The sequence below is a fragment of the Bacillus sp. TH22 genome, assembly GCF_016651015.1.
Classification (GTDB): Bacteria; Bacillota; Bacilli; order Bacillales; family Bacillaceae_G; genus Bacillus_A; species Bacillus_A mycoides.
The window spans coordinates 3,925,257-3,946,696 of the sequence record NZ_JAEKER010000001.1 but is presented as its reverse complement, the minus strand read 5'-3'; the positions used below and the strand labels follow the sequence as shown (position 1 = coordinate 3,946,696).

The 21,440-nt window shown below is 37.1% G+C and carries 18 protein-coding genes; 2 read left to right on the top strand and 16 right to left on the bottom strand.

All coding sequences use genetic code 11. From position 1 onward, the window contains the following. Positions 1-270: 270 nt before the first annotated feature. The 3 genes from phoR to JFU18_RS20125 form a co-directional block, all read right to left on the bottom strand. Complete coding sequence (phoR, locus tag JFU18_RS20135; RefSeq protein WP_002167588.1) at positions 271-2,034, bottom strand: sensory box histidine kinase PhoR; 1,764 nt, start codon at positions 2,032-2,034, stop codon at positions 271-273. Beyond that, positions 2,027-2,746, bottom strand: a complete 720-nt coding sequence (gene phoP, locus JFU18_RS20130; RefSeq protein WP_002015484.1) for a two-component system response regulator PhoP — start codon at positions 2,744-2,746, stop codon at positions 2,027-2,029. The genes phoR and phoP overlap by 8 nt, the downstream gene beginning before the upstream one ends. A gap of 164 nt (positions 2,747-2,910) precedes the next feature. After that, positions 2,911-3,147, bottom strand: coding sequence for a hypothetical protein (locus JFU18_RS20125; RefSeq protein ID WP_002129357.1), 237 nt, complete (start codon positions 3,145-3,147; stop codon positions 2,911-2,913). Positions 3,148-3,237: 90 nt separating this feature from the next. Here JFU18_RS20125 and JFU18_RS30235 point away from each other — a divergent pair, with 90 nt between their 5' ends. Beyond that, entirely contained in the window at positions 3,238-3,369 is a 132-nt protein-coding gene (locus tag JFU18_RS30235) for a hypothetical protein (protein WP_274606769.1), read from the top strand. Between the two features lie 54 nt (positions 3,370-3,423). Here the strand turns inward: JFU18_RS30235 and JFU18_RS20120 are convergent, their stop codons facing one another. From JFU18_RS20120 to JFU18_RS20100, 5 genes are all read right to left on the bottom strand, one after another. Continuing rightward, positions 3,424-3,897 carry a MaoC/PaaZ C-terminal domain-containing protein gene (locus JFU18_RS20120; protein WP_002015489.1) on the bottom strand — a complete coding sequence of 158 codons (474 nt, stop codon included), beginning with the start codon at positions 3,895-3,897 and terminating at the stop codon, positions 3,424-3,426. Between the two features lie 216 nt (positions 3,898-4,113). Continuing rightward, a complete protein-coding gene (mdh, locus tag JFU18_RS20115; RefSeq protein ID WP_002034284.1) occupies positions 4,114-5,052 on the bottom strand; it encodes a malate dehydrogenase in 939 nt (312 codons plus the stop codon). Between the two features lie 19 nt (positions 5,053-5,071). Next, complete coding sequence (gene icd / locus JFU18_RS20110; protein ID WP_002088934.1) at positions 5,072-6,364, bottom strand: NADP-dependent isocitrate dehydrogenase; 1,293 nt, start codon at positions 6,362-6,364, stop codon at positions 5,072-5,074. A 160-nt stretch (positions 6,365-6,524) separates the two neighbouring features. Further along, positions 6,525-7,640, bottom strand: a complete 1,116-nt coding sequence (gene citZ, locus JFU18_RS20105; RefSeq protein ID WP_012261808.1) for a citrate synthase — start codon at positions 7,638-7,640, stop codon at positions 6,525-6,527. Positions 7,641-8,059: 419 nt separating this feature from the next. Then, positions 8,060-8,521, bottom strand: a complete 462-nt coding sequence (locus tag JFU18_RS20100; protein WP_000625507.1) for a DUF441 domain-containing protein — start codon at positions 8,519-8,521, stop codon at positions 8,060-8,062. A 420-nt stretch (positions 8,522-8,941) separates the two neighbouring features. Here JFU18_RS20100 and ytvI point away from each other — a divergent pair, with 420 nt between their 5' ends. Continuing rightward, positions 8,942-10,060 (top strand): sporulation integral membrane protein YtvI, encoded by a 1,119-nt coding sequence (ytvI, locus tag JFU18_RS20095; protein WP_002143350.1) that lies wholly within the window; start codon positions 8,942-8,944, stop codon positions 10,058-10,060. Positions 10,061-10,534: 474 nt separating this feature from the next. Here ytvI and JFU18_RS20090 read toward each other — a convergent pair whose 3' ends face one another. From JFU18_RS20090 to dnaE, 8 genes are all read right to left on the bottom strand, one after another. Next, positions 10,535-10,924, bottom strand: coding sequence for an FxsA family protein (locus JFU18_RS20090; RefSeq protein WP_201031887.1), 390 nt, complete (start codon positions 10,922-10,924; stop codon positions 10,535-10,537). A gap of 231 nt (positions 10,925-11,155) precedes the next feature. Next, entirely contained in the window at positions 11,156-12,913 is a 1,758-nt protein-coding gene (gene pyk / locus JFU18_RS20085) for a pyruvate kinase (RefSeq protein ID WP_002015497.1), read from the bottom strand. Positions 12,914-12,966: 53 nt separating this feature from the next. After that, entirely contained in the window at positions 12,967-13,926 is a 960-nt protein-coding gene (gene pfkA, locus JFU18_RS20080; protein WP_002034288.1) for a 6-phosphofructokinase, read from the bottom strand. A 128-nt stretch (positions 13,927-14,054) separates the two neighbouring features. Continuing rightward, complete coding sequence (gene accA, locus JFU18_RS20075) at positions 14,055-15,029, bottom strand: acetyl-CoA carboxylase carboxyl transferase subunit alpha (RefSeq protein ID WP_000818787.1); 975 nt, start codon at positions 15,027-15,029, stop codon at positions 14,055-14,057. Then, positions 15,017-15,886 carry an acetyl-CoA carboxylase, carboxyltransferase subunit beta gene (gene accD, locus JFU18_RS20070; RefSeq protein ID WP_002015500.1) on the bottom strand — a complete coding sequence of 290 codons (870 nt, stop codon included), beginning with the start codon at positions 15,884-15,886 and terminating at the stop codon, positions 15,017-15,019. The genes accA and accD overlap by 13 nt, the downstream gene beginning before the upstream one ends. Before the next feature lie 185 nt (positions 15,887-16,071). After that, on the bottom strand, positions 16,072-16,716 hold the full coding sequence (locus tag JFU18_RS20065; protein WP_002015502.1) for a FadR/GntR family transcriptional regulator: 645 nt from the start codon (positions 16,714-16,716) through the stop codon (positions 16,072-16,074). Between the two features lie 14 nt (positions 16,717-16,730). After that, positions 16,731-17,939, bottom strand: coding sequence for an NADP-dependent malic enzyme (ystJ, locus tag JFU18_RS20060; RefSeq protein ID WP_161793975.1), 1,209 nt, complete (start codon positions 17,937-17,939; stop codon positions 16,731-16,733). Positions 17,940-18,072: 133 nt separating this feature from the next. Continuing rightward, positions 18,073-21,405 carry a DNA polymerase III subunit alpha gene (gene dnaE, locus JFU18_RS20055; protein ID WP_201034366.1) on the bottom strand — a complete coding sequence of 1,111 codons (3,333 nt, stop codon included), beginning with the start codon at positions 21,403-21,405 and terminating at the stop codon, positions 18,073-18,075. Positions 21,406-21,440: the final 35 nt, after the last annotated feature.

Genomic DNA, 21,440 nt, shown 5'->3' with positions numbered 1-21,440 from the left:
ATACATATTTGAAACGGTTTTTTCCACAGAAAAAAAACCGTTCCTGTCCTCTCTCTATATTAACATGACTAATAGAGAGAAGAAAAATAACGGTTTTTTTCTATCATATATAAACAGACTTACATTGGCATAAAGGGAAGTGACGAGAATAGCATAACTACTCTCGTCCAAAATTACTCCTTGGATGAAGGGGTTTTCATATATTATATTAACAGAGCTTTATTAATATTTAATTAAGCCATTGTTAATATATTGTAAATATCCTTCATCCTATTTTTCAGTAGCTGATTTTGGCAAAACAACTGTAAATGTTGTTCCTTCCCCAACCTCACTATCCACTGTAATCGTACCTTGATGCGCTTCAACTAAATGTTTTACAATTGATAAACCAAGACCCGTTCCACCCGTATTTCTACTTCTTGCTTTATCCACTCGGTAAAAGCGTTCAAAAATACGTGGGATTTCCTCTTTACTAATACCAATTCCAGTATCAGATACTTTTATATAAGCATTATATTTATCTTCTGCCAATTCAACAGAAACAACGCCTCCAGCCGGTGTATATACAATCGCGTTATTAATTAAATTAATAAAGATTTGTTTCAAGCGGCCTGGATCTCCAATAACGGAAACTCGTTTCAATGCATTCACTTGTAAAGAGATTTCTTTTTCTCCCGCTTTATTATCAAGCACCATATGAATATCTTCAAGAAGTTCCTTCATATCAACGGTCCCCATATTTAGTTTAAACCCTTGTTGCTCGATCTTTGACAAGTCTAATAAATCTTCAATTAATCCTTGCATGCGTTCACTTTCTTTTAAAATAATATGTAAGAAATGTTCGCAGAATTTTTTATTATCCATAGCCCCATCCAAGAGCGTTTCGGAAAAACCTTTAATAGAAGTAATTGGAGTCTTTAGTTCATGAGAAACATTCGCTAAAAAGTCTTTTCTCATTTGTTCTAATTTCTTTAACTCTGTTATGTCATGGAACACAAGAACAATACCTTTCCATTCATGGTTCGTCCCGATAATCGGCGCTCCATATACTTCAAAATGCTTTCGCTCAATTCCAAGCGGCAATAACATTTGTTTACGCACTTTCACTTCTGTCATAAAGATTTCTTCCACAAGCTCAATAATTTCTGTATGGTGAAATGATTCATAATATAAGCGATCTAAATATTCTTCATCTGTTACGTGGAAAGTTTCCTTATAAGAACGGTTTACAAGGTTTATATAACCGCGGCTATCAATTAAAATCATTCCACTTCCCATATTTTCAATTAACGTATGCAGACGATCCTGTTGCATTTCCTGCTCAAGAGTCATCTCTTGTAAATTACGAGCTAAAATATTAATCGCTTTACTCAGCATTCCTGTTTCATCCGAATGACTTTCATAAGCGCGTGCTTTATAATTTCCCTTCGCTAATTCAATGGCAACTTTCGTAACCGATTCAATCGGCCTAATATATTGCCCCGTAATTTTCATACCTAAAAATACGACTACGAGACAAGCGATAACAAATCCTATAATTAATAATCCCCACGTTTTTTGATGTACGTCTTTCAATGGCTCAATTGTACTTTTCACCAAAATATATCCTTGTTTTCCTGCTAGATCTTGAACGAACACCGCATGATAAAATTCATTCTTTTGATCTGTTTCTTGCGTAATCACTTTACTTCGTTGTTTTGCCGCTTCAGAAGAAAGTTCTTTAATCATCTCTTGATTAAATGCAGATGGTTGCCCTCCGCTATATTGAACTTTCTTTTTTTCATCAACAAATATAATAGAAGCTGGTATTTTTTCTTCTAACTTTTCAAATACATAAGGCTTTTTTAAAACAGCATCAAACCCTTGCTCTTCTGCTAATACCGCAACATACTGTGTCTCTTTTATCATTCTCTCTTTAGCATGATCTATATAGTAGTTTTCAAATACAGTTTCTAATAATACACCTAGTCCAACTAAAATAAAAACGATAAGAGAAACAAATGTAAAAAGAAGCCTGGAACGAAACTTATTCATCCACTTTTGGCTCCTCTAATTTATAACCTAAACCACGTATCGTTTTAATGTACGTCGGTTTTTTCGTATTTTGTTCAATTTTATCGCGCAAATGGCTAATATGGACATCAACAATTCTTGTATCACCGGCAAAATCATAATTCCATACAGCACTTAATAATTGGTCACGAGTTAATACACGACTTTTATTTTTCGCAAGATAAACAAGTAACTCAAATTCTTTCGGTGTTAATTCCAGTTTCCTTCCTTGGAAGTACGCTTCATAAAACTCCGGTAAAATTTTAAGCTCTGCAATTTTGATGCTCTCTTCATCTGGCGATTCTGAAACTTGTTCTTCCTGCTGTAATTTCGTACGGCGTAAAATCGCCTTCACACGAGCAACAACTTCCCTTGGACTAAATGGCTTCGTCATATAATCATCAGCCCCAAGCTCAAGACCTAGCACCTTATCAAATTCATCATCTTTTGCTGTTAACATTAAAATCGGCGTCATAATACGCTGCAATCGTAATTCTTTACAAACTTCCATACCATCCATTTTTGGAAGCATTAAATCTAATATAATTAAATCTGGGCGTTCTGTAGTCGCTTTTTGAAGCGCCATTTCTCCATCCATTGCTGTAATAACTTCAAACCCAGCTTGTTGTAAATTAAATTCAATTAAAGTTAAGATAAATTCCTCATCATCAACTACTAAAATACGATTGTTCATTCTTTTCCTCCAAGTTATAGACTTGAAACCTTCTTCATCCTAGTATTTCCCCCGTTATTCTCATCATACTAGAAAACAAGGTCTCCCTCAATATAATTGTCTATTCATGGAGCTCGTTTGTACTAGAGTTTCGGAAAATAAAAGCAATCGTAACTTCATTCCCTCTATCCGGTCGCTATCCAAACTTTATAGATGAATCTATCTTTTTTAAACTCTTCTTCCGTATGAACTATAAACTCTCGATTTTGCGCTAGGAAAAACGAAAGAGCATACGCAATTTTATAATCTGGTGTTTCATATCCATCAAATACTTTCCCGTACATTTCATTCGCGATTGAATCGGCCCATACTTCAGCTTCTCTTATCGTTTCAAAGATAACGTCTTCTCTTTTCCACTTCATCTAAAAAACCTCCCCCTTAATTGACTTCAATTACCAATAAACATATTATTAATTTGAATATATAAATAAATTCGATAAAAGAAGGCTATTATGCGAATATTACTACCTATTTTAACTTTAGTAGTAACATGTTTCCTTACTTTTAACGTACCTAGTCGGGATACGATTAAAACAGGTTGTTCAGAATTTGCTGAAGGGTTCAAAGAAGGATTTTTCAACTAAAATAGCGCTAGCCCCTTATAAAAGGTTTGCTAGCGCTATTCATATTTTCATATTTTAAAAATTATCTAATGCTTTTTCCATAATGGAAACAGATTTAAAAGGTGGTGTTACTGTTAATGAACCTTTTACAACAGTTTCTCCTTTTTCATCATGAGCAAATACAAGCATATCAATTGTATGTTCCTCCTCTGAAACAGCCACAACTTCAAAGTGGATTTGTAACGTTTCATAATGGTGAACATGTTTCACGAACGTAAGGTCCTTCCTAGTAATATGACTACCTGGACCTGGTAAATATTTCGTAACCGCCGTTGTAATCAGCCCCGTTAGCATAATGCTTGGGACAATCGGCTTTTCATACGGAGTTTGGGATGCGTAATCATGCTGAATATATAATGGATTGGCATCATTCGTTAACCCTAAGTACAATAACAAATCTTTATCCTCAATTTTTTCAGTGATAGATAATTTCTCTCCTACTGTAATTTCATCCATTCTACGACCAATTTGAACTTTTTTCTTTAACATGTTACAACCCCCTCCGATTTTTTCACCTTATTATCCTACTAAAAGCGATACCTTATCCGAAATTTACTGTGATGAGGGCAATGTATAGTATAAGTCTATAGTTTCATTATAGGATACACCAAATGATAGCGTTTTCATATTATTTCAAAAAAACATTTCAATATATAGTAGAAAAAGATTCGGGGCCCCGAATCTTTTTCCACTTATATTTAATTATTAAACAAGAACTTTCATAACGTTACGTACAGATTCTACAGAGCGATCTAACGCTTCTTTCTCATCTGCAAGAAGTTCTAATTCAATAATTTTTTCAATTCCGTTACCACCTAGAATTACTGGTACCCCTAAGTAAAGGTCACTATAACCATATTCACCTTCAAGGTACGCAATAGCTGGTAATACACGGCGTTGATCTTTCAAGATCGCTTCTGTCATTTCAACTAAAGAAGCTGCTGGTGCGTAATATGCACTACCGTTTCCTAATAAGCCTACAATCTCACCGCCACCTTTACGTGTACGTTCTACGATTGCTTCTAAACGCTCTTTTGGAATTAATGTTTCTAACGGAATGCCACCTGCATAGGAATAGCGTACAAGAGGTACCATATCGTCACCATGTCCACCAAGAACAAATCCTGTAATGTCTTTCACAGAAAGGTTTAACTCTTGTGAAATAAATGTACGGAAACGAGCTGTATCTAATACACCCGATTGACCGATAACACGCTCTTTCGGGAATCCTGCTTCTTTAAATACAGAATATGTCATTGCATCAACTGGATTTGTTAATACAAGAATAATCGCATTTGGTGAATGTTTTGCAATGTCGCGCGTAATACTTTTCATAATTTTAGAGTTTGTTGCTACTAAGTCATCACGGCTCATACCAGGCTTACGCGCAATACCTGCTGTAATAACGACAACGTCAGAATCAGCAGTATCTGCGTAATCAGATGTACCAATAATGTTAGCATCAAAACCTTGTACTGGGCTCGCTTCTAACATATCTAACGCTTTCCCTTTTGTTGGATTTTCCAGCTGTGGAATGTCCACTAATACAACATCTGCAAGTTCTTTTTGTGCTAATAAGAATGCTGTTGTTGCTCCTGTAAATCCTGCACCGATGACTGAAACTTTCTTGCGTTTGATTGTCATAATTTACCCCCCGCTTTAATTATGCGTTTTTGATTATCGCTACATCCATGTTTTTAATAAGTTCATTAGCGAACTCAGAACATTTCACTTCTGTTGCACCTTCCATTAAGCGTGCGAAATCATAAGTTACTACTTTTGATTCAATTGTTTTCTCAACTGAATCAGTTACTAAATTCGCAGCTTCGTTCCATCCTAGGTGCTCTAATAATAATACACCAGAAAGAAGAACTGAAGATGGGTTTACTTTATCTAAACCTGCATATTTTGGAGCTGTACCATGTGTAGCTTCAAAGATAGCATGTCCAGTCACATAGTTAATGTTTGCACCAGGTGCAATACCAATTCCACCTACTTGTGCAGCAAGTGCATCAGAGATGTAGTCTCCGTTTAAGTTCATTGTTGCAACAACATCAAACTCACGTGGACGAGTTAAAATTTGTTGTAAGAAGATATCTGCAATAGAATCTTTTACGATGATTTTCCCAGCCACTTCTGCGTCTGCCATCGCTTTATTCGCTGCATCTTTACCATCTTTTTCAACAATGCGATCATATTCAGCCCAAGTAAATACTTTGTCGCCGAATTCTTGTTCCGCTACTTCGTAACCCCAGTTTTTGAAAGCACCTTCTGTAAATTTCATAATGTTTCCTTTATGAACTAATGTAACAGAAGAGCGTTTTTCGTTAATTGCATATTGAATTGCAGCGCGAACAAGACGCTTTGTCCCTTCCTCTGAAATTGGTTTAATACCAATCCCTGATGTTTCTGGGAAGCGGATTTTATTAACACCCATTGCTTCTTTTAAGAAAGCAAGAACTTTTTCTGCTTCTGGAGAACCTTGTGCATATTCAATTCCAGCGTAAATGTCTTCTGTATTTTCACGGAAAATAACCATATCAGTATCTTCCGGACGTTTTACAGGTGAAGGAACACCTTCAAAGTAACGCACTGGACGTAGACATACATATAAATCTAATTCTTGACGAAGCGCTACGTTTAGAGAACGAATACCACCGCCAACTGGAGTTGTAAGTGGACCTTTAATTGCGATTAAATATTCACGAATTAAATTTAAAGTCTCTTCTGGTAACCACTCGCCTGTTTGGTTGAATGCTTTTTCCCCTGCAAGCACTTCTTTCCAAACGATTTTCTTCTCACCATCATAAGCTTTTTCAACTGCTGCTTCTATTACGCGAGATGCTGCAGCCCAAATATCAGGACCAATTCCATCTCCTTCGATAAATGGAATAATCGGATTGTTTGGTACATTCATAACACCATTAGTTACAGTAATTTTTTCACCTGTCGTCAATGTGATAACCCCCATGTTTGAAATTTCATATGTATGAAACTGAGGGAATAACCCCTCAGTTCAAACCGTTAGTCAAATTTAAATATTCTAATCATTACATCTTCCCAAAAAAATCAGACTTTTGAAAGCGTATTTTCACTATCAAAATAGTGTTTTTCGCTTATCGTTGCGCTAGCGGAACGTACACTTGATGTGTCGGTCCATCATAATCAGCACGCGGACGGATTAAACGGTTGTTTTCATATTGTTCTAGAATATGAGCTAACCAGCCTGACATACGGCTAATTGCAAAGATAGGTGTAAATAAGTCATGGTCAATTCCTAAACAATGGTATACAGAAGCTGAATAGAAATCAACATTTGGTGGAAGACCTTTTTCTTTTGTTACAATGTCTTCAATTTTGATAGACATATTATACCATTTGTCTTCTCCTAAAAGCACGCATAATCTCTTAGACATTTCGCGTAAGTGTTTCGCGCGTGGATCACCATGCTCATATACGCGATGACCAAATCCCATAATTTTCACTTTATTTTGAAGAGCATTATGAATATATGATTCTACATTTTCTTCTTCGCCAATTTCAGTTAACATCTTCATTACATTTTCATTTGCCCCGCCGTGAAGAGGACCTTTTAATGCACCGATTGCTGCTGTAATACCAGAATACACATCTGAAAGTGTAGCTACGCAAACACGTGCAGTAAATGTAGAAGCGTTTAACTCATGATCGGCATGAAGTACAAGTGCCTTATCAAAAGCCTCAATTTCAACTTCATTTGGCTCACGATCATTTAACATGTACAAGAAGTTTGCAGCTAATGATAGATCTTTTCTTGGCTCAACAACATCTAAACCTTTGCGAATTCTTGCATAAGCCGCAATTAAAGTTCCGACTTGAGCCTGTAATTTAACCGCTTTCAAATAATTAGACTTTCCATCCATTATTTCAGCGCTCTCATCATATAATGATAGCATGGAAATCGCAGTTCGTAAAACCGACATCGGGTGCGCGATTTTTAAATCTACTTGTTTCAAATATGTTAAAACCTCACCTGGTACCTTATAGTATTCAGATACTGTTCCACTAAATTCCGCTAGTTCTTTTTCGTTAGGAAGCTTGCGGTGCCATAATAAGTACACTACTTCTTCGAACGTAGCATTCTCAGCTAAATCATCAATATTATACCCAACATAAGTTAATGTATCATCAATAATAGAGCTCACAGATGATGTTGTTGCTACTACCCCTTCTAAACCTCGAATAACAGTCATGACATTCTCTCCTTTTCCTGAAAATTCTCCCAACCTTGCTCCTTATATCTATTTGCTCCCCTTATAAATTATGAACGCTCGTTCACTCTTTAGGCAAGCAAAATGCACGTTCATGCAAATTTATTGCGATGTTCCCCTCTTATTGTCCATTGCTTACATGGAAAGCATGAGCGTGAATGTCTCCCCGAATCCTCACGCTCAGAACAACAAGTTAGTGAGGAAAATGAATTCCGAAGAGTTTATGATAAAAACAACATAAAACAATATCATTATAAAATTGTTTTATGTTGTTTTTATTTTATCTGGTGTAAAGTCTCTGCTGTTATGTAACTTTTCAAAGTTTCTAATCCTATTATAAACAATTATCTGACTTTTGTGAACAGAAAGAATTCAAAAATTTTATATTACTATAAAATTCCTTATTTAAACATCTGTATAATACTCATAACTGCATAGGCAATTCCAGCCCCAATTAATGGACCTACAGCGACTCCATTAAATAAAGCTACAGCTATAATTGTCCCAAAAACAAGTGCGGTTGTAATATGTGGGTCCGTCGTCAATAATTGTACGCCGCCTTTCGCTAACAAAGCGACCGCCACACCTGAGGCTAAAGCAATCCATGCATAATACGATTTCGCTGCTTCTCCGAGTTGTTTAAAGCCTATTTCCCCTGTCGCAATCGGTACGAGCACTGCTATTGTAATGACTGTTACACCAAGGTTAATCCCTTTCGTTTGTAGATAAGGAAAGACTTTATCTCCTAAAAACGTAAATTTCAATAAGAATAACACTCCAATAGCTACAGTAAGCGATTGGTTTTTAGCAATAAGTCCTATAATAAGTAGTATGAATAAAAATAACGTTGACTGACTAATCATGTTTGCACTTCCTTTCTGAAAATAATGAACTCGCTTCCAAACAAAAATACCTTTAAACCTATCGTTATACATGCTATATCGATGTATATGCAACAATAACCACTTCATTTTTTTCATATTTTAAAATGCCAAACTGAAACTCTAACCATCAAAAATTTAAGCATGTATACATTTTTAAAAACGGTCGTCTCTCCTTTCTTTTCTATTAAGAAACAGGTAAAATAAAAAGAAGAGAAAATGAAGTTTTTACCATATAGTAGAAGCATCAACACCAAGCTTTTCCGGTCACTCATATATTGAAAAAGCAGGAAAAATCCATCATTCCACTATAACATAAAGTGAAACTTTGATCAGTGAATCTCACTAGTTATAAGTTGAACGAATTAGGATAATCCAAATTGGAATGGGAGGTATACATCTTTGAACCGAAACTTACTATATATGATATTACGACTCATGTTTGTCATTGTAGCAACGGTAGTTGGGTTCTATGCATTGCTGTACATGTCAGGCCTTATCTACCCTTTTATTATCGCTTTTGCATTCGCTTATTTGATTAATCCTGTCGTCAATTTCCTTAATCAAAAACTACAATTCCCTCGCGCATTAGCGGTACTCGTTAGCTTAATTCTCGTATTCGGAGCTATCGTCGGACTTGTTACATACCTTGTAACTGAAGCAATATCTGCCACAACGTACTTACTACAAATTGTTACAGTTAAGTTTCCAGATATCGTTGCATTCGCCCAACAATTTGCACTTAATCATATTATGCCTCTCTATGATGATTTAATCTCTAAATTTAATCATCTCGGAGAACCACAGCGATACACTATTACACAAAACATTCAAAACTTAGGCACCGAAGCAACGACACAAATGAAAGAACTTTTAACCGCCATTATAAGTGGGTTAACAAATTTCATTAGTGCATTACCAACAACTTTAACTGTCCTTGTCTTCGTCTTATTAGCCACCTTCTTCATTAGTTACGATTGGCACCGTCTTGCTCATAAAGTAAGAAAACTTCTACCTAATCGTTTGCATGGATACGGAAAAACTATTTTTGTCGATTTAAGAAAGGCTTTGTTTGGTTTTGTTAAAGCGCAACTTACACTCGTATCTATGACAACTATCATTGTACTAATCGGCCTTTTAATATTACGCGTGCCATACGCAATTACTATCGCGATTATTACAGGGGTTGTAGATTTACTCCCGTATTTAGGAACTGGAGCCGTCTTCGTTCCTTGGGTTATATACGTATTTTTCACAGGCGATACTGCATTCGCCATCGGTCTTCTCATCCTATACATCGTCGTGATTGTCCAAAGACAAATCATGGAGCCAAAAGTACTTTCATCTAATATTGGACTAGATCCATTAGCGACACTCATCGCTCTATTTGTCGGCTTTAAGCTCTTTGGTTTTTTAGGATTAATCATCGGTCCAGTCATATTAGTACTACTTAATACATTACACAAAGCTCATGTATTCCACGACTTATGGAAATTCATTAAGGGTTCACCATCAAAATAATATTTCCTAATTCATACACAATAAAAAATTAACTGTAATCAGTGGGAAATTCCCACTGATTACTCACTGTACTTTTTTGCACTACATACATCTATAAGAGAATTTCCTAAAAAAGGATAATCCTCTTATTTTTTTGCATAAAAACGCATGTTTTAGGACGAAAATACATTTTTATTCTAAATATTTTATAATTATTACTTACATTTATTACTTTTTATGTAAACGAATAAATATACAAAACGAGGCAGATGAACCCTTTAATCAGTAATTTTTCTTCTCCTGTCTAACTTCTGCTCACTAGTCGAATCTTACTACAAGCAAAAAACAGCATCCTAATGTAACACTTTTCATTCACAAGAACCCTCTGCATCCTATCGTTTAATAACTAACAAAAATCCAACCCGAGCAGGAAGCTAACGATTGACTATAAATAGCAAATAAAAAAACAACGCGTAGATCGCTATAATCTACGCGTTACTTCTGAACAATAATAGCAGTTCTCTTTCTAAATTTCCAATCAATCCACTTCATAACAGCCGGCTTCAATAAAGCCCTCGTTATAGGAACAACAAAGATAAAACCTATTATATCCGTCACATATCCAGGCAGTACTAAAAGAATACCTCCTACGAATATAAAAATACCATCTAGAACCGCATCACCCGGCATTTCTCCTCTATTTAGCCTAAATTGAATCTCTCTAAGTACTTTAAACCCTTGTCGTTTCGCCAAATATACACCCACAATACCCGTAAATACAATCATAGCGAATGTAGACCATAAACCTATTACATGACTCGACCCTATTAACACCGTAATCTCAATCGCCGGCACTAAAATAAGTAAGAACAGTAACCACTTCATAGCTCGCACTCCTTCATATTTCATTTAAAAGGTTTGAAAGTATCACCCTTACAAAACCCCTTATAAGCCCCTTAAAACGCTCATACAAGCTTCACAAGGTACAAATAACCCTCTCCCACTAAACATTATAATAAACGTTTTTCAAAGAGATTTCAGGCGTTTAAAGCTATCTCTATCCTTTTTTGTGTAAAAAAAAGAGAAGGACTCCGATCCTTCTCTCCGTATTACTTCTTATAGCACTTCCGCATGTCCATTATAAACAATTCCGCGTGCTGCATCAACTGTTACTTCTTGGCCATTTTTTAAAGTTGTTGTTACGCCGTTTACACCAACGATAACAGGAATACCGATTGATACACCCACAACAGCTGCATGGCTTGTTAGACCGCCTTCTTCTACAACTAGAGCAGCAGCTTTTTCAATTGCAGGAATCATATCTTTATCTGTGCTTGTTGTAACAAGGATATCACCTTTGTTTACGTTCGCTACAGCTTCAGCAGCTGTTTTCGCTACAACTACTTTACCTTTTGCAGATTTACGACCGATTCCTTGCCCTTTAGCAACTTTTTCACCAACAACGTGGATTTTCATTAAGTTTGTTGTACCAGTTTCAGCAACTGGAACACCAGCAGTGATTACTACAGTATCTCCAAGTCCGATTAGACCCGCATCCATACCTGTTTGAATTGCTGTATCTAACATTTCGTCAGTAGAAGCTGCACGTTTCTCAGACATAAATGCTTGAACACCCCAAACAAGTGCAAGACGACGTCCTACTTGCTCGTCAGATGTTACAGCTACGATTGGAGATTTCGGACGGTATTTAGAGATCATTTTCGCAGTATGTCCACTTTCTGTTGGAGCTACGATTGCAGCTACATCAAGAGCAAGTGCTGTGTGCGCAACAGATTGGCTAATTGCATCTGTAATTGTTGGTGTGAACTCTTTAATACGTTTTTTGAACATATCTTCATATTGTAATGATTTTTCAACACGTACCGCAATGTTAGCCATCATTGTTACAGCTTCTACAGGGTATTGACCCGCAGCAGTTTCACCTGAAAGCATGATTGCATCTGTTCCATCGAAGATTGCGTTTGCTACGTCACTTGCTTCCGCACGAGTTGGACGTGGGTTACGTTGCATAGAATCTAACATTTGTGTTGCAGTAATAACTGGTTTGCCTAATACGTTACATTTTTTGATTAGACGTTTTTGTACTAATGGTACTTCTTCTGGTGGAATTTCTACACCCATATCACCACGAGCAACCATTAAACCGTCAGAAACTTCTAAGATTGAATCGATGTTGTCGATACCTTCTTGGTTTTCGATTTTTGGTACGATTTGGATGTATTGAGCGTTATGCCCTTCTAATAATTCACGAATTTCTAATACATCAGATGCTTTACGTACGAAAGATGCTGCGATGAAATCAACTTTTTGCTCGATACCGAAAACGATATCTTGCACGTCTTTTTCAGTGATACCTGGAAGCTTAATGCTTACGTTTGGTACGTTAACACCTTTTTTATTTTTTACAGTTCCGCTGTTTAATACTTTTGTACGGATGTTTCCGTCAGCTTTCTCGATTACTTCTAGTTCGATAAGACCGTCATCGATTAGAATACGAGAGCCTGGATCAACATCATCATAAAGACCAGCATAAGATACAGAGAACTTCTCTGCAGTTCCTAATACTTGTTCAGTAGAAAGAATTACTTCTGCACCTGTTACAAGCTCAGCTTGTCCGTCTACGAAGTCATGTGTACGGATTTCTGGACCTTTTGTATCAAGTAAGATACCAACTGTTTTACCAGTTTTCTTTGAAGCTTCACGAATATTTTTAATACGAGCTCCATGCTCTTCATGGCTACCATGAGAGAAGTTTAAACGAGCAACGTTCATACCCGCTTCCATTAATTGCTCTAATTTCTCAATACTTTCACTAGCAGGACCTATAGTACATACAATTTTAGTTTTACGCATATTGCACCTCCGAAAATTATGAAACCGTTCCCAAATACAAGGCATTAAGCCGATTAGATAGATAATTCTTTAGATAATTGATACATATCTTTATCGATTGTATGCTTTTGAGCTAACGCTTCGATAATGTCATGATCAACAAGTTTATTATTTTGAATACCAACACAACGTCCGCCATTACCAGCAATTAATAATTCAACTGCTCTTGCACCAAGACGACTAGCTAATACACGGTCTTGTGCACTTGGTGATCCACCACGTTGTACGTGACCTAATACAGTTACACGAGTATCAAAGCTTGTTGCTTCTTCAATGTGCTTACCGATGTCAATTGCACTTCCAACACCTTCAGCTACAACGATAATACTGTGCTTTTTACCACGTTCACTACCGCGTTTCAGACGAGCGATAACATCTTCCATGTCATACTTTTCTTCTGGAATTAAGATAGTTTCTGCACCATCAGCTAAACCAGCCCATAATGCGATATCTCCAGCGTGACGTCCCATTACTTCGATAACATATGTACGTTCATGAGATGTAGCTGTATCACGGATTTTATCAATTGCATCAATAACAGTGTTTAAAGCTGTATCAAAACCAATTGTGAAGTCTGTTCCAGGGATATCATTGTCGATTGTACCTGGTACACCTACACATGGGAATCCTTGCTCAGTTAATTTTTTTGCGCCTTGGTACGAACCATCTCCACCAATAACGACAAGTCCTTCAATACCATGTTTCTTTAATTGCTCGATTCCTTTTAGTCGTACTTCTGGGTCTTTAAACTCAGGACATCTTGCTGTATATAATTTTGTACCACCACGGTGGATAATATCGCCAACAGAACCAAGTTCTAATTTTTCAATATGACCAGAAATTAAACCAGCGTATCCATGGTAAATACCATATACTTCAATATCATGGAAAATCGCTTTACGAACAACTGCACGAATGGCAGCATTCATACCAGGTGAATCTCCACCACTTGTTAATACACCAATACGTTTCATTTGTACTCACCTCATAAAGATTATTTGCCTTATAATAAAATAACACGAAAAAATACAAAAACACAATGGAGAAGATGTGTCTTTTCATAATAAAAACGTGCATTCGCGAAGAGGAACGCACGCTTTTCTTATTTTATCCCAATGGAAGCGTTTGAAAACGAAACTTGCCCAATTTTCATATATTTTTCATAACGTTTTTCGATTAATTCATCTTTCGAAATTCCGCTTAATTGTTCAAAAGTTTTCTTAAGCATTAAATCTATATTTTCTGATTGTTTCAAAACATTACGATGTGCTCCGCCTTTTGCCTCTGGAATAATTTCGTCAATTACACCTAATTCTTTCAAATCTAATGCTGTAATTTTCATCGCTTCTGCAGCTTCTTTTGCTTTACCAGCATCTTTCCAAAGAATCGCCGCCGCACCCTCTGGTGTAATAACAGAATAAGTGGAATTTTCCAGCATATGAATGTAATCTCCTACTCCAAGACCTAACGCACCACCGCTACCACCTTCACCGATAACGATACAAATAACAGGTACAGTTAAACCCGCCATTTCAAATAAATTACGGGCAATTGCCTCACTTTGTCCACGTTCTTCAGCTGCTTTACCAGGATAAGCTCCCTTCGTATCGATGAAACAAATAATGGGACGATTAAACTTTTCCGCTTGTTTCATTAGACGCAGTGCTTTTCGATATCCTTCTGGATGAGGCATCCCAAAATTACGACGAATATTTTCTTTCGTATCTTTTCCGCGTTGGTGCCCAATTACAGTTACGGGCATCCCCTTATATTTCGCAATGCCGCCGACAATCGCTGCATCGTCGCCAAATAGGCGATCTCCATGACATTCAAAAAAATTAGTAAATAAGTGCTCAATATAATCGAGCGTTGTCGGTCGTTCTGCATGACGAGCAATTTGAACACGGTCCCATACTTTCATATTGCCGTATATATCTTCCTCTAGTTTTTCTAGCTTGTCTTCCAAAATACGAATCTCCTCACTGAAGTCCATCTGGCTGTTTTTCGTATAGTCTTTCAGTTCACGAATCTTATTTCTTAGCTCAACAACTGGTTTTTCAAATTCTAGCTCTGCCATACAGCCATTTCCCCCCCTTGATGAACTTCTAAAATCTTACGGAGTGATTCTCTCATATCATCACGATGCACCACCGCATCTAATTGACCGTGCTCTAGTAAAAATTCTGCCGTTTGGAAATCTTCCGGTAGTTTCTCACGCACTGTTTGTTCAATTACGCGTCTACCAGCAAATCCGATAAGTGCACCTGGCTCTGCAAGATTGTAATCACCAAGTGAAGCGAAACTCGCTGAAACCCCGCCCGTCGTTGGGTGAGTCATAACAGAAATAAATAACCCTCCTGCATTACTATGCTTTTTCAAAGCTACGCTTGTTTTTGCCATTTGCATTAAACTTAATATCCCTTCTTGCATACGAGCACCACCCGAAGCAGTAAAGATAATAAATGGAACTTGTAAGTCGTATGCCTTTTCAACCGCACGGGCAATTTTCTCTCCTACAACAGAGCCCATGCTGCCCATTCGAAAACGAGAATCCATTACTGCAACAACAACAAGCATGTCATCAATTGTTCCTTCACCAGTTACAACCGCTTCATTCAATTTAGTCTTCTTACGATCGTTTTCTAGTTTCTCTTCATATCCCGGAAACTCAAGTGGATTTAGTGAAACCATCTCTTTGTCATACTCACGAAATGAACCTTCGTCCAATATACTATCAAGGCGTTCCCATGCATTCATCGGATGATGATATCCACAATTCACGCATACTTTTAAATTTTTAAGAAGCTCTTTCGTATACATGATTTTTTTGCATTTCGGACATTTTGTCATAACGCCATCTGGTACATCTTTTCGTACTTGTTCTGAAGGTATTGCAGCGTACTTTTTCTTTTTCACGAATAAATCTCTTAGCACAATTTGACCCCCTTCATTGAGAGCTAAGGTTAGCGTAAGAAGAAAATGGGGCTAACACCAATGTTTGATGTTAGCCTTATCTTCTCAATCTGTCTAATAACCTCTCTCTTTACGTTTAACTTTAACCGCTATGCGGTAGAATGTTTGTCATAACGTGTCATGGTCATTTCGACAAATTTTATACATTACGAGTGAAACTGTATATTCTCTACTAATTCATCGTAAATTTTTAATGCATCATTTTCTTGTTTCACTTCCAAAGTAGCATAAAGCTTTCTATACATTTCGATAGAATCTCCTGAAACTTCACAAGAAAGAGTTGCAACGTAATCATTTACGATCATCCAAATGCGATAGAGTAAATAATTATCGAATTGTTCAATAAGTGTTTTAAAGAACGTTTGATGAAGCACCGGAATTGAGCTTTCGTTTTCTTCAAGCACTTGGTGTAATTTACTTAGTACTTCAGAAAACGTTTCTTTCGGTAAATTACATACAAGTCGAATCATATCTTTCTCAAGCAATCGTTTTGTTTGTAATAAATCACGAATTGTTTTCTCATCTTGCAGCAAGAACGGAGCAATTAATTGTACAAGACCGTTATCGTAAAAGTTTCGAATAAACGTTCCCTCACCACGTCTCGTTTCAATTAATCCTACCAGCTCTAACGCACGTAATGCTTCTCTTACAGAGGAACGTCCAACATTTAAGCGTGAACTTAACTCACGCTCAGATGGCAAACGATCCCCTGCTACTAAACAATCCTCTTCCATAATGGAACGGATTTTTTTTACAATTTCGAGATATACTTTTGTATTTGATGATGTCAATGGAAATTCCTCGCTTATTCTTTACCAATCAGCGCTAATTGTTTTGTTTTCTCAGCGACTTCATTTGGATCTACTTGACGGCGAGCTACTCCTGTCTCCATTGCTGCTTTCGCAACGTAAGCCGCTACTTGAGGCGCTACACGCGCGTCAAATGGTGCTGGAATGATATGATCTGCATTCAACTCATCCTCTGATACAAGCTCTGCAATGGCCTGTACAGCTGCCATCTTCATTTCCTCATTAATTTGTGTCGCATGTACATCAAGTGCACCGCGGAAAATCCCTGGGAACGCTAGTACATTATTTACTTGGTTCGGGAAGTCAGAACGACCTGTTCCAACAACAGCTGCGCCCGCTGCTTTTGCCAATTCTGGCATAATTTCTGGAACCGGATTCGCCATTGCAAAAATAATTGCATCGTCATTCATTGTACGAACCATCTCTTCAGTTAATGCACCTGCTGCAGATACACCAATGAATACGTCCGCACCTTGTAAAACGTCAGCTAAAGAACCTTCTATACGACTCTTATTTGTATATTTTGCAACTTCATCTTTCACCGGATTCATACCGACAGGACGACCTTCATAGATTGCACCTTTACGGTCACACATAATAACGTCACGTACACCATAGCGGTATAAAAGTTTAATGATTGCAATACCTGCTGCACCTGCACCATTTGCGACAACTTTAATGTCAGACATTTTCTTTCCAACTAACTTCAGCGCGTTCACAAGGCCTGCTACTGTTACGATAGCTGTTCCGTGTTGATCATCATGGAATATTGGAATGTTTGTCTCTTTTTTCAAACGTTCTTCAATAACGAAGCAGTTTGGCGCTGCGATATCTTCTAAGTTTACACCGCCAAAAGTTGGCTCCATTAATTTTACAGTTTCAACAATTTTATCTACATCGTTTGTATTTAAGGCAATCGGGAATGCATCTACACCAGCAAAGCTCTTGAATAATACAGCTTTACCTTCCATTACTGGAAGAGATGCTTCAGGTCCAATGTTACCAAGACCAAGTACAGCCGTTCCATCTGTCACAACTGCTACCATATTTCCCTTCATTGTATATTCATATACCTTACTTTTATCGTCATAAATTTCTTTACAAGGCTCTGCAACCCCTGGAGAATATGCAAGACTTAAATCTTTTGCATTTTCTACTTTTACTTTTGATACAGTTTCTAATTTTCCTTGATGCACTTTATGCATGTGAAGTGCTTCTTCACGAAGTGTTGACAAACTATCCACTCTCCTCAAATTATGCTTGCTGATATCAATTTCTCCAAGTGGTCTGACCACGAACACTACTACTATAATAATCGAAGTGTAGGGAGATTGTCCATTATATTTTCACAACGACATTTTCGTCACCGACAATTTCACGAAGTGCTCCTAGACATTCTTCACTTGGATGAATCGATAAACTTCGAGATAATTGTACCATTTTATGTTCCTTTTCATAATAAATTAGTACTTTCGTAAAACCTGAATAATCAAACAATATTTTCGTAACTTGATTTACAAGCTTTTTTTCATATTGAGACGGCAATTTCACGTAAACAGACGCTTCTTTCATCCCTTCATAAACATCCATTTCTTCTAGCGGATATAGTCCATTCACGATCCATTGCAACTTATGATTTCTTTGCTCGATCGTACCATCAACTAAAACGATTGCACCTTCTTGTAACCTGTCTGAAAAATGTATATACGTTTCTGGAAAAATAACGGCTTCCATTTCATCATTTTGATCACAGAATGTAATAAACGCCATCTTTTGCAACTTTTTCGTACGAATGACTTTCACACTTGTTATATATACGATCGCTCTTTGTACTTTTTTCTTATGTCGCATCGCCTGAGCAAGAGATGGAATTTCTAATTCTTTTCCTAGCTCCGCATACTGCGCTGTCGGATAGCTAGATAAATAAAAACCGAGTGCTTCCTTCTCTTTATTTAACTGTTCAATAAAGGATAGCTCTTCTCCTTGTACGTATTTTGATTTCGGAACAGCATCCCCTAAATCAAAATCACGTGCAAGATTTGCATACTCCAACGCTCCTTTAAGACTTCTCCATAACGTCGTCCTCGAAACACCAAAACCGTCAAAACAACCAGACCAGACAAACGCTTCTAAATTTCGCTCTGTTACAAATTTTGATGGCATACGAAGACAAAACTCAAATAAATCTTCGAACATTTTTTCCTCTCGTTCTTCGAGTAATGCCGTCACGGTAGCCATTCCGATATTCCGAATCGAAAGTAAACTATATCGAATCGCATTCCCTTCTATTTGGAAATTGTAACCACTTCTCTGAAGAGACGGCGGTAAAACGTGAAAACCTTTCCGCTTCGTTTCTCGTACATACTGCACAATCTTATCTTCATTTCCAATTGCACTTGATAATAACGCAGTCATAAATTCCAGCGTATAATTTGCTTTTAAATATGCAAGCTGATATCCGATCATACTGTAAGCTACAGCGTGACTTCGGTTAAAACCGTAATTCGCAAATCTTACAATTAAATCATAAATTTGTTCTGAAGATGTCTCATCGTATCCGTTTTCCAAACAACCTTGAACAAAATGCTTACGTTCTTGATCTAAAATATCACGATTCTTTTTACTCACTGCACGGCGCAGCAAATCCGCTTCTCCAAGCGAAAATCCAGCTAACTTCGATGCGATTTGCATAATTTGTTCTTGGTATACAATTACGCCGTATGTTCTTTCTAAAATCGGCTTTAAATCCGGATGTAAATATTCAATTTGTCTTTTCCCATGCTTCGATTCAATAAAGGTTGGAATTTGTTCCATCGGTCCTGGTCTGTATAACGAGTTAACAGCGACTATGTCTTCAAATTCATTCGGTTTTAACCCACGAAGTACATTTCGCATACCACCTGATTCAAGCTGGAATACACCTGTTGTATCCCCTCTTCCTAACAATTGAAACGTCTTTTCATCTTGCAGAGGTAAATTTCTTATATCAATTTGTTTCCCAGTTTTTTCAACAATAAATTTTATAATATTTTCAAGTAACGTTAAATTACGTAAGCCTAAAAAGTCCATCTTGAGCAATCCAAGTTCTTCTAATGCATCAGCTGGATATTGCGTAACATAAACATCGTTATGCCCTTCTTGAATCGCTACACTTCCCGTTAACGGTTCTTGGCTCATAATAACGCCAGCTGCATGAATAGACGTATGACGCGGTAATCCCTCTACACGTTTTGCAATTTCAAACACACGCTCATGTAACAGATTCCCTTGTATAAACTCACGGAGCGATTGCGATTCCTCATATGCATCTCTTAACGTTATACCAAGCTTTGATGGGATAAGTTTTGAAAATATGTCAATATCTCTTGGCAGGAGCCCCATTACACGAGCAATGTCTCTAATTGCGGCTTTCGCTGCAAGAGTTCCGAACGTTACAATTTGAGCAACACGAAGCTGACCATATTTATCTTTCACATATCGAATCATCTCATCACGTCTTATATCTGGAAAATCAATATCAATATCTGGAAGTGTCACACGTTCAGGGTTTAAAAACCTTTCAAATAATAATTCATATTCAATCGGATCAATATCTGTAATTTCCAATACGTAAGAAACGAGTGAACCAGCTGCCGATCCACGGCCTGGCCCAGTTAAAATATGATTTTCATGTGCATATTTCATAAAGTCCCATACGATGAGGAAATAATCGCTAAATCCCATACGAGAAATAACATTTAATTCATGATCCAAACGTCCTATATGCGCTTCTTTCGGCGTACCATAGCGTTTCTGCAAGCCTTCTTCACAAACACGGCGCAAATACGTATCATTCGTCTCGTTAGATGGAACAGGAAATTTCGGTAATTGATTTACATGGAAAGGAATTTCTACTTGGCAACGTTCCGCGATTGTTATTGTATTTTGAACCGCTTCCTCAGCATGAGAAAATAATGCTCGCATTTCATCCGATGACTTTAAATAATACTGATCCGTTTTCATTCTCGGTCTATCTGGATCAGTCATTTTCGTTCCGCCTTCAACAGATAATAAACATTCATGAACAAGTGCGTCACTTTGATTAATATAGCGAACATCATTTGTTGCAACGACTGGAACGTTTACCTTATTAATAAATTCAGGCAGTTTTTCTTGTAAAAGCAGTTCATCTTGAATTGCATGATGCTGCAAACTTATATAAAAATTGCTGAACATATTTTGATACGTATGAGCTACTTCTTCAGCCTGACTCTCTTTGTCTTCTAATAATAGCTGTTCAATCTCTCCGTCTTTCCCTGGTGAAATTGCAATTAACCCTTTCGCATAATGAGCAAGCCACTTCTTCGGGATACCTTCTTTTGACTTCGTCATAATGCTGCTAGAGATCTTTAATAAATTTTGATAGCCTATTTCATTCTCAGCAAGTAAGACGAGTGGATAAGACCTTTCTTCTTCTTCACTAAAAATAGAAGCTGTTAAGCCGATAATAGGCTGTATACCATTTTTCTTGCATGCTTTATAAAACGGAATAACTCCATACATAACATTTTCATCTGTAATGGCCAGCGATGAAAATCCAAGCTCTTTCGCCCGAATGACAAGCTCATCAATTTTACAAGCACTTTTTAATAAACTAAAAACGGTTTGACATTGTAAATGCACAAACTTCACTGTTGTACCCTCTCTTTACCTATGTGACTACTTTT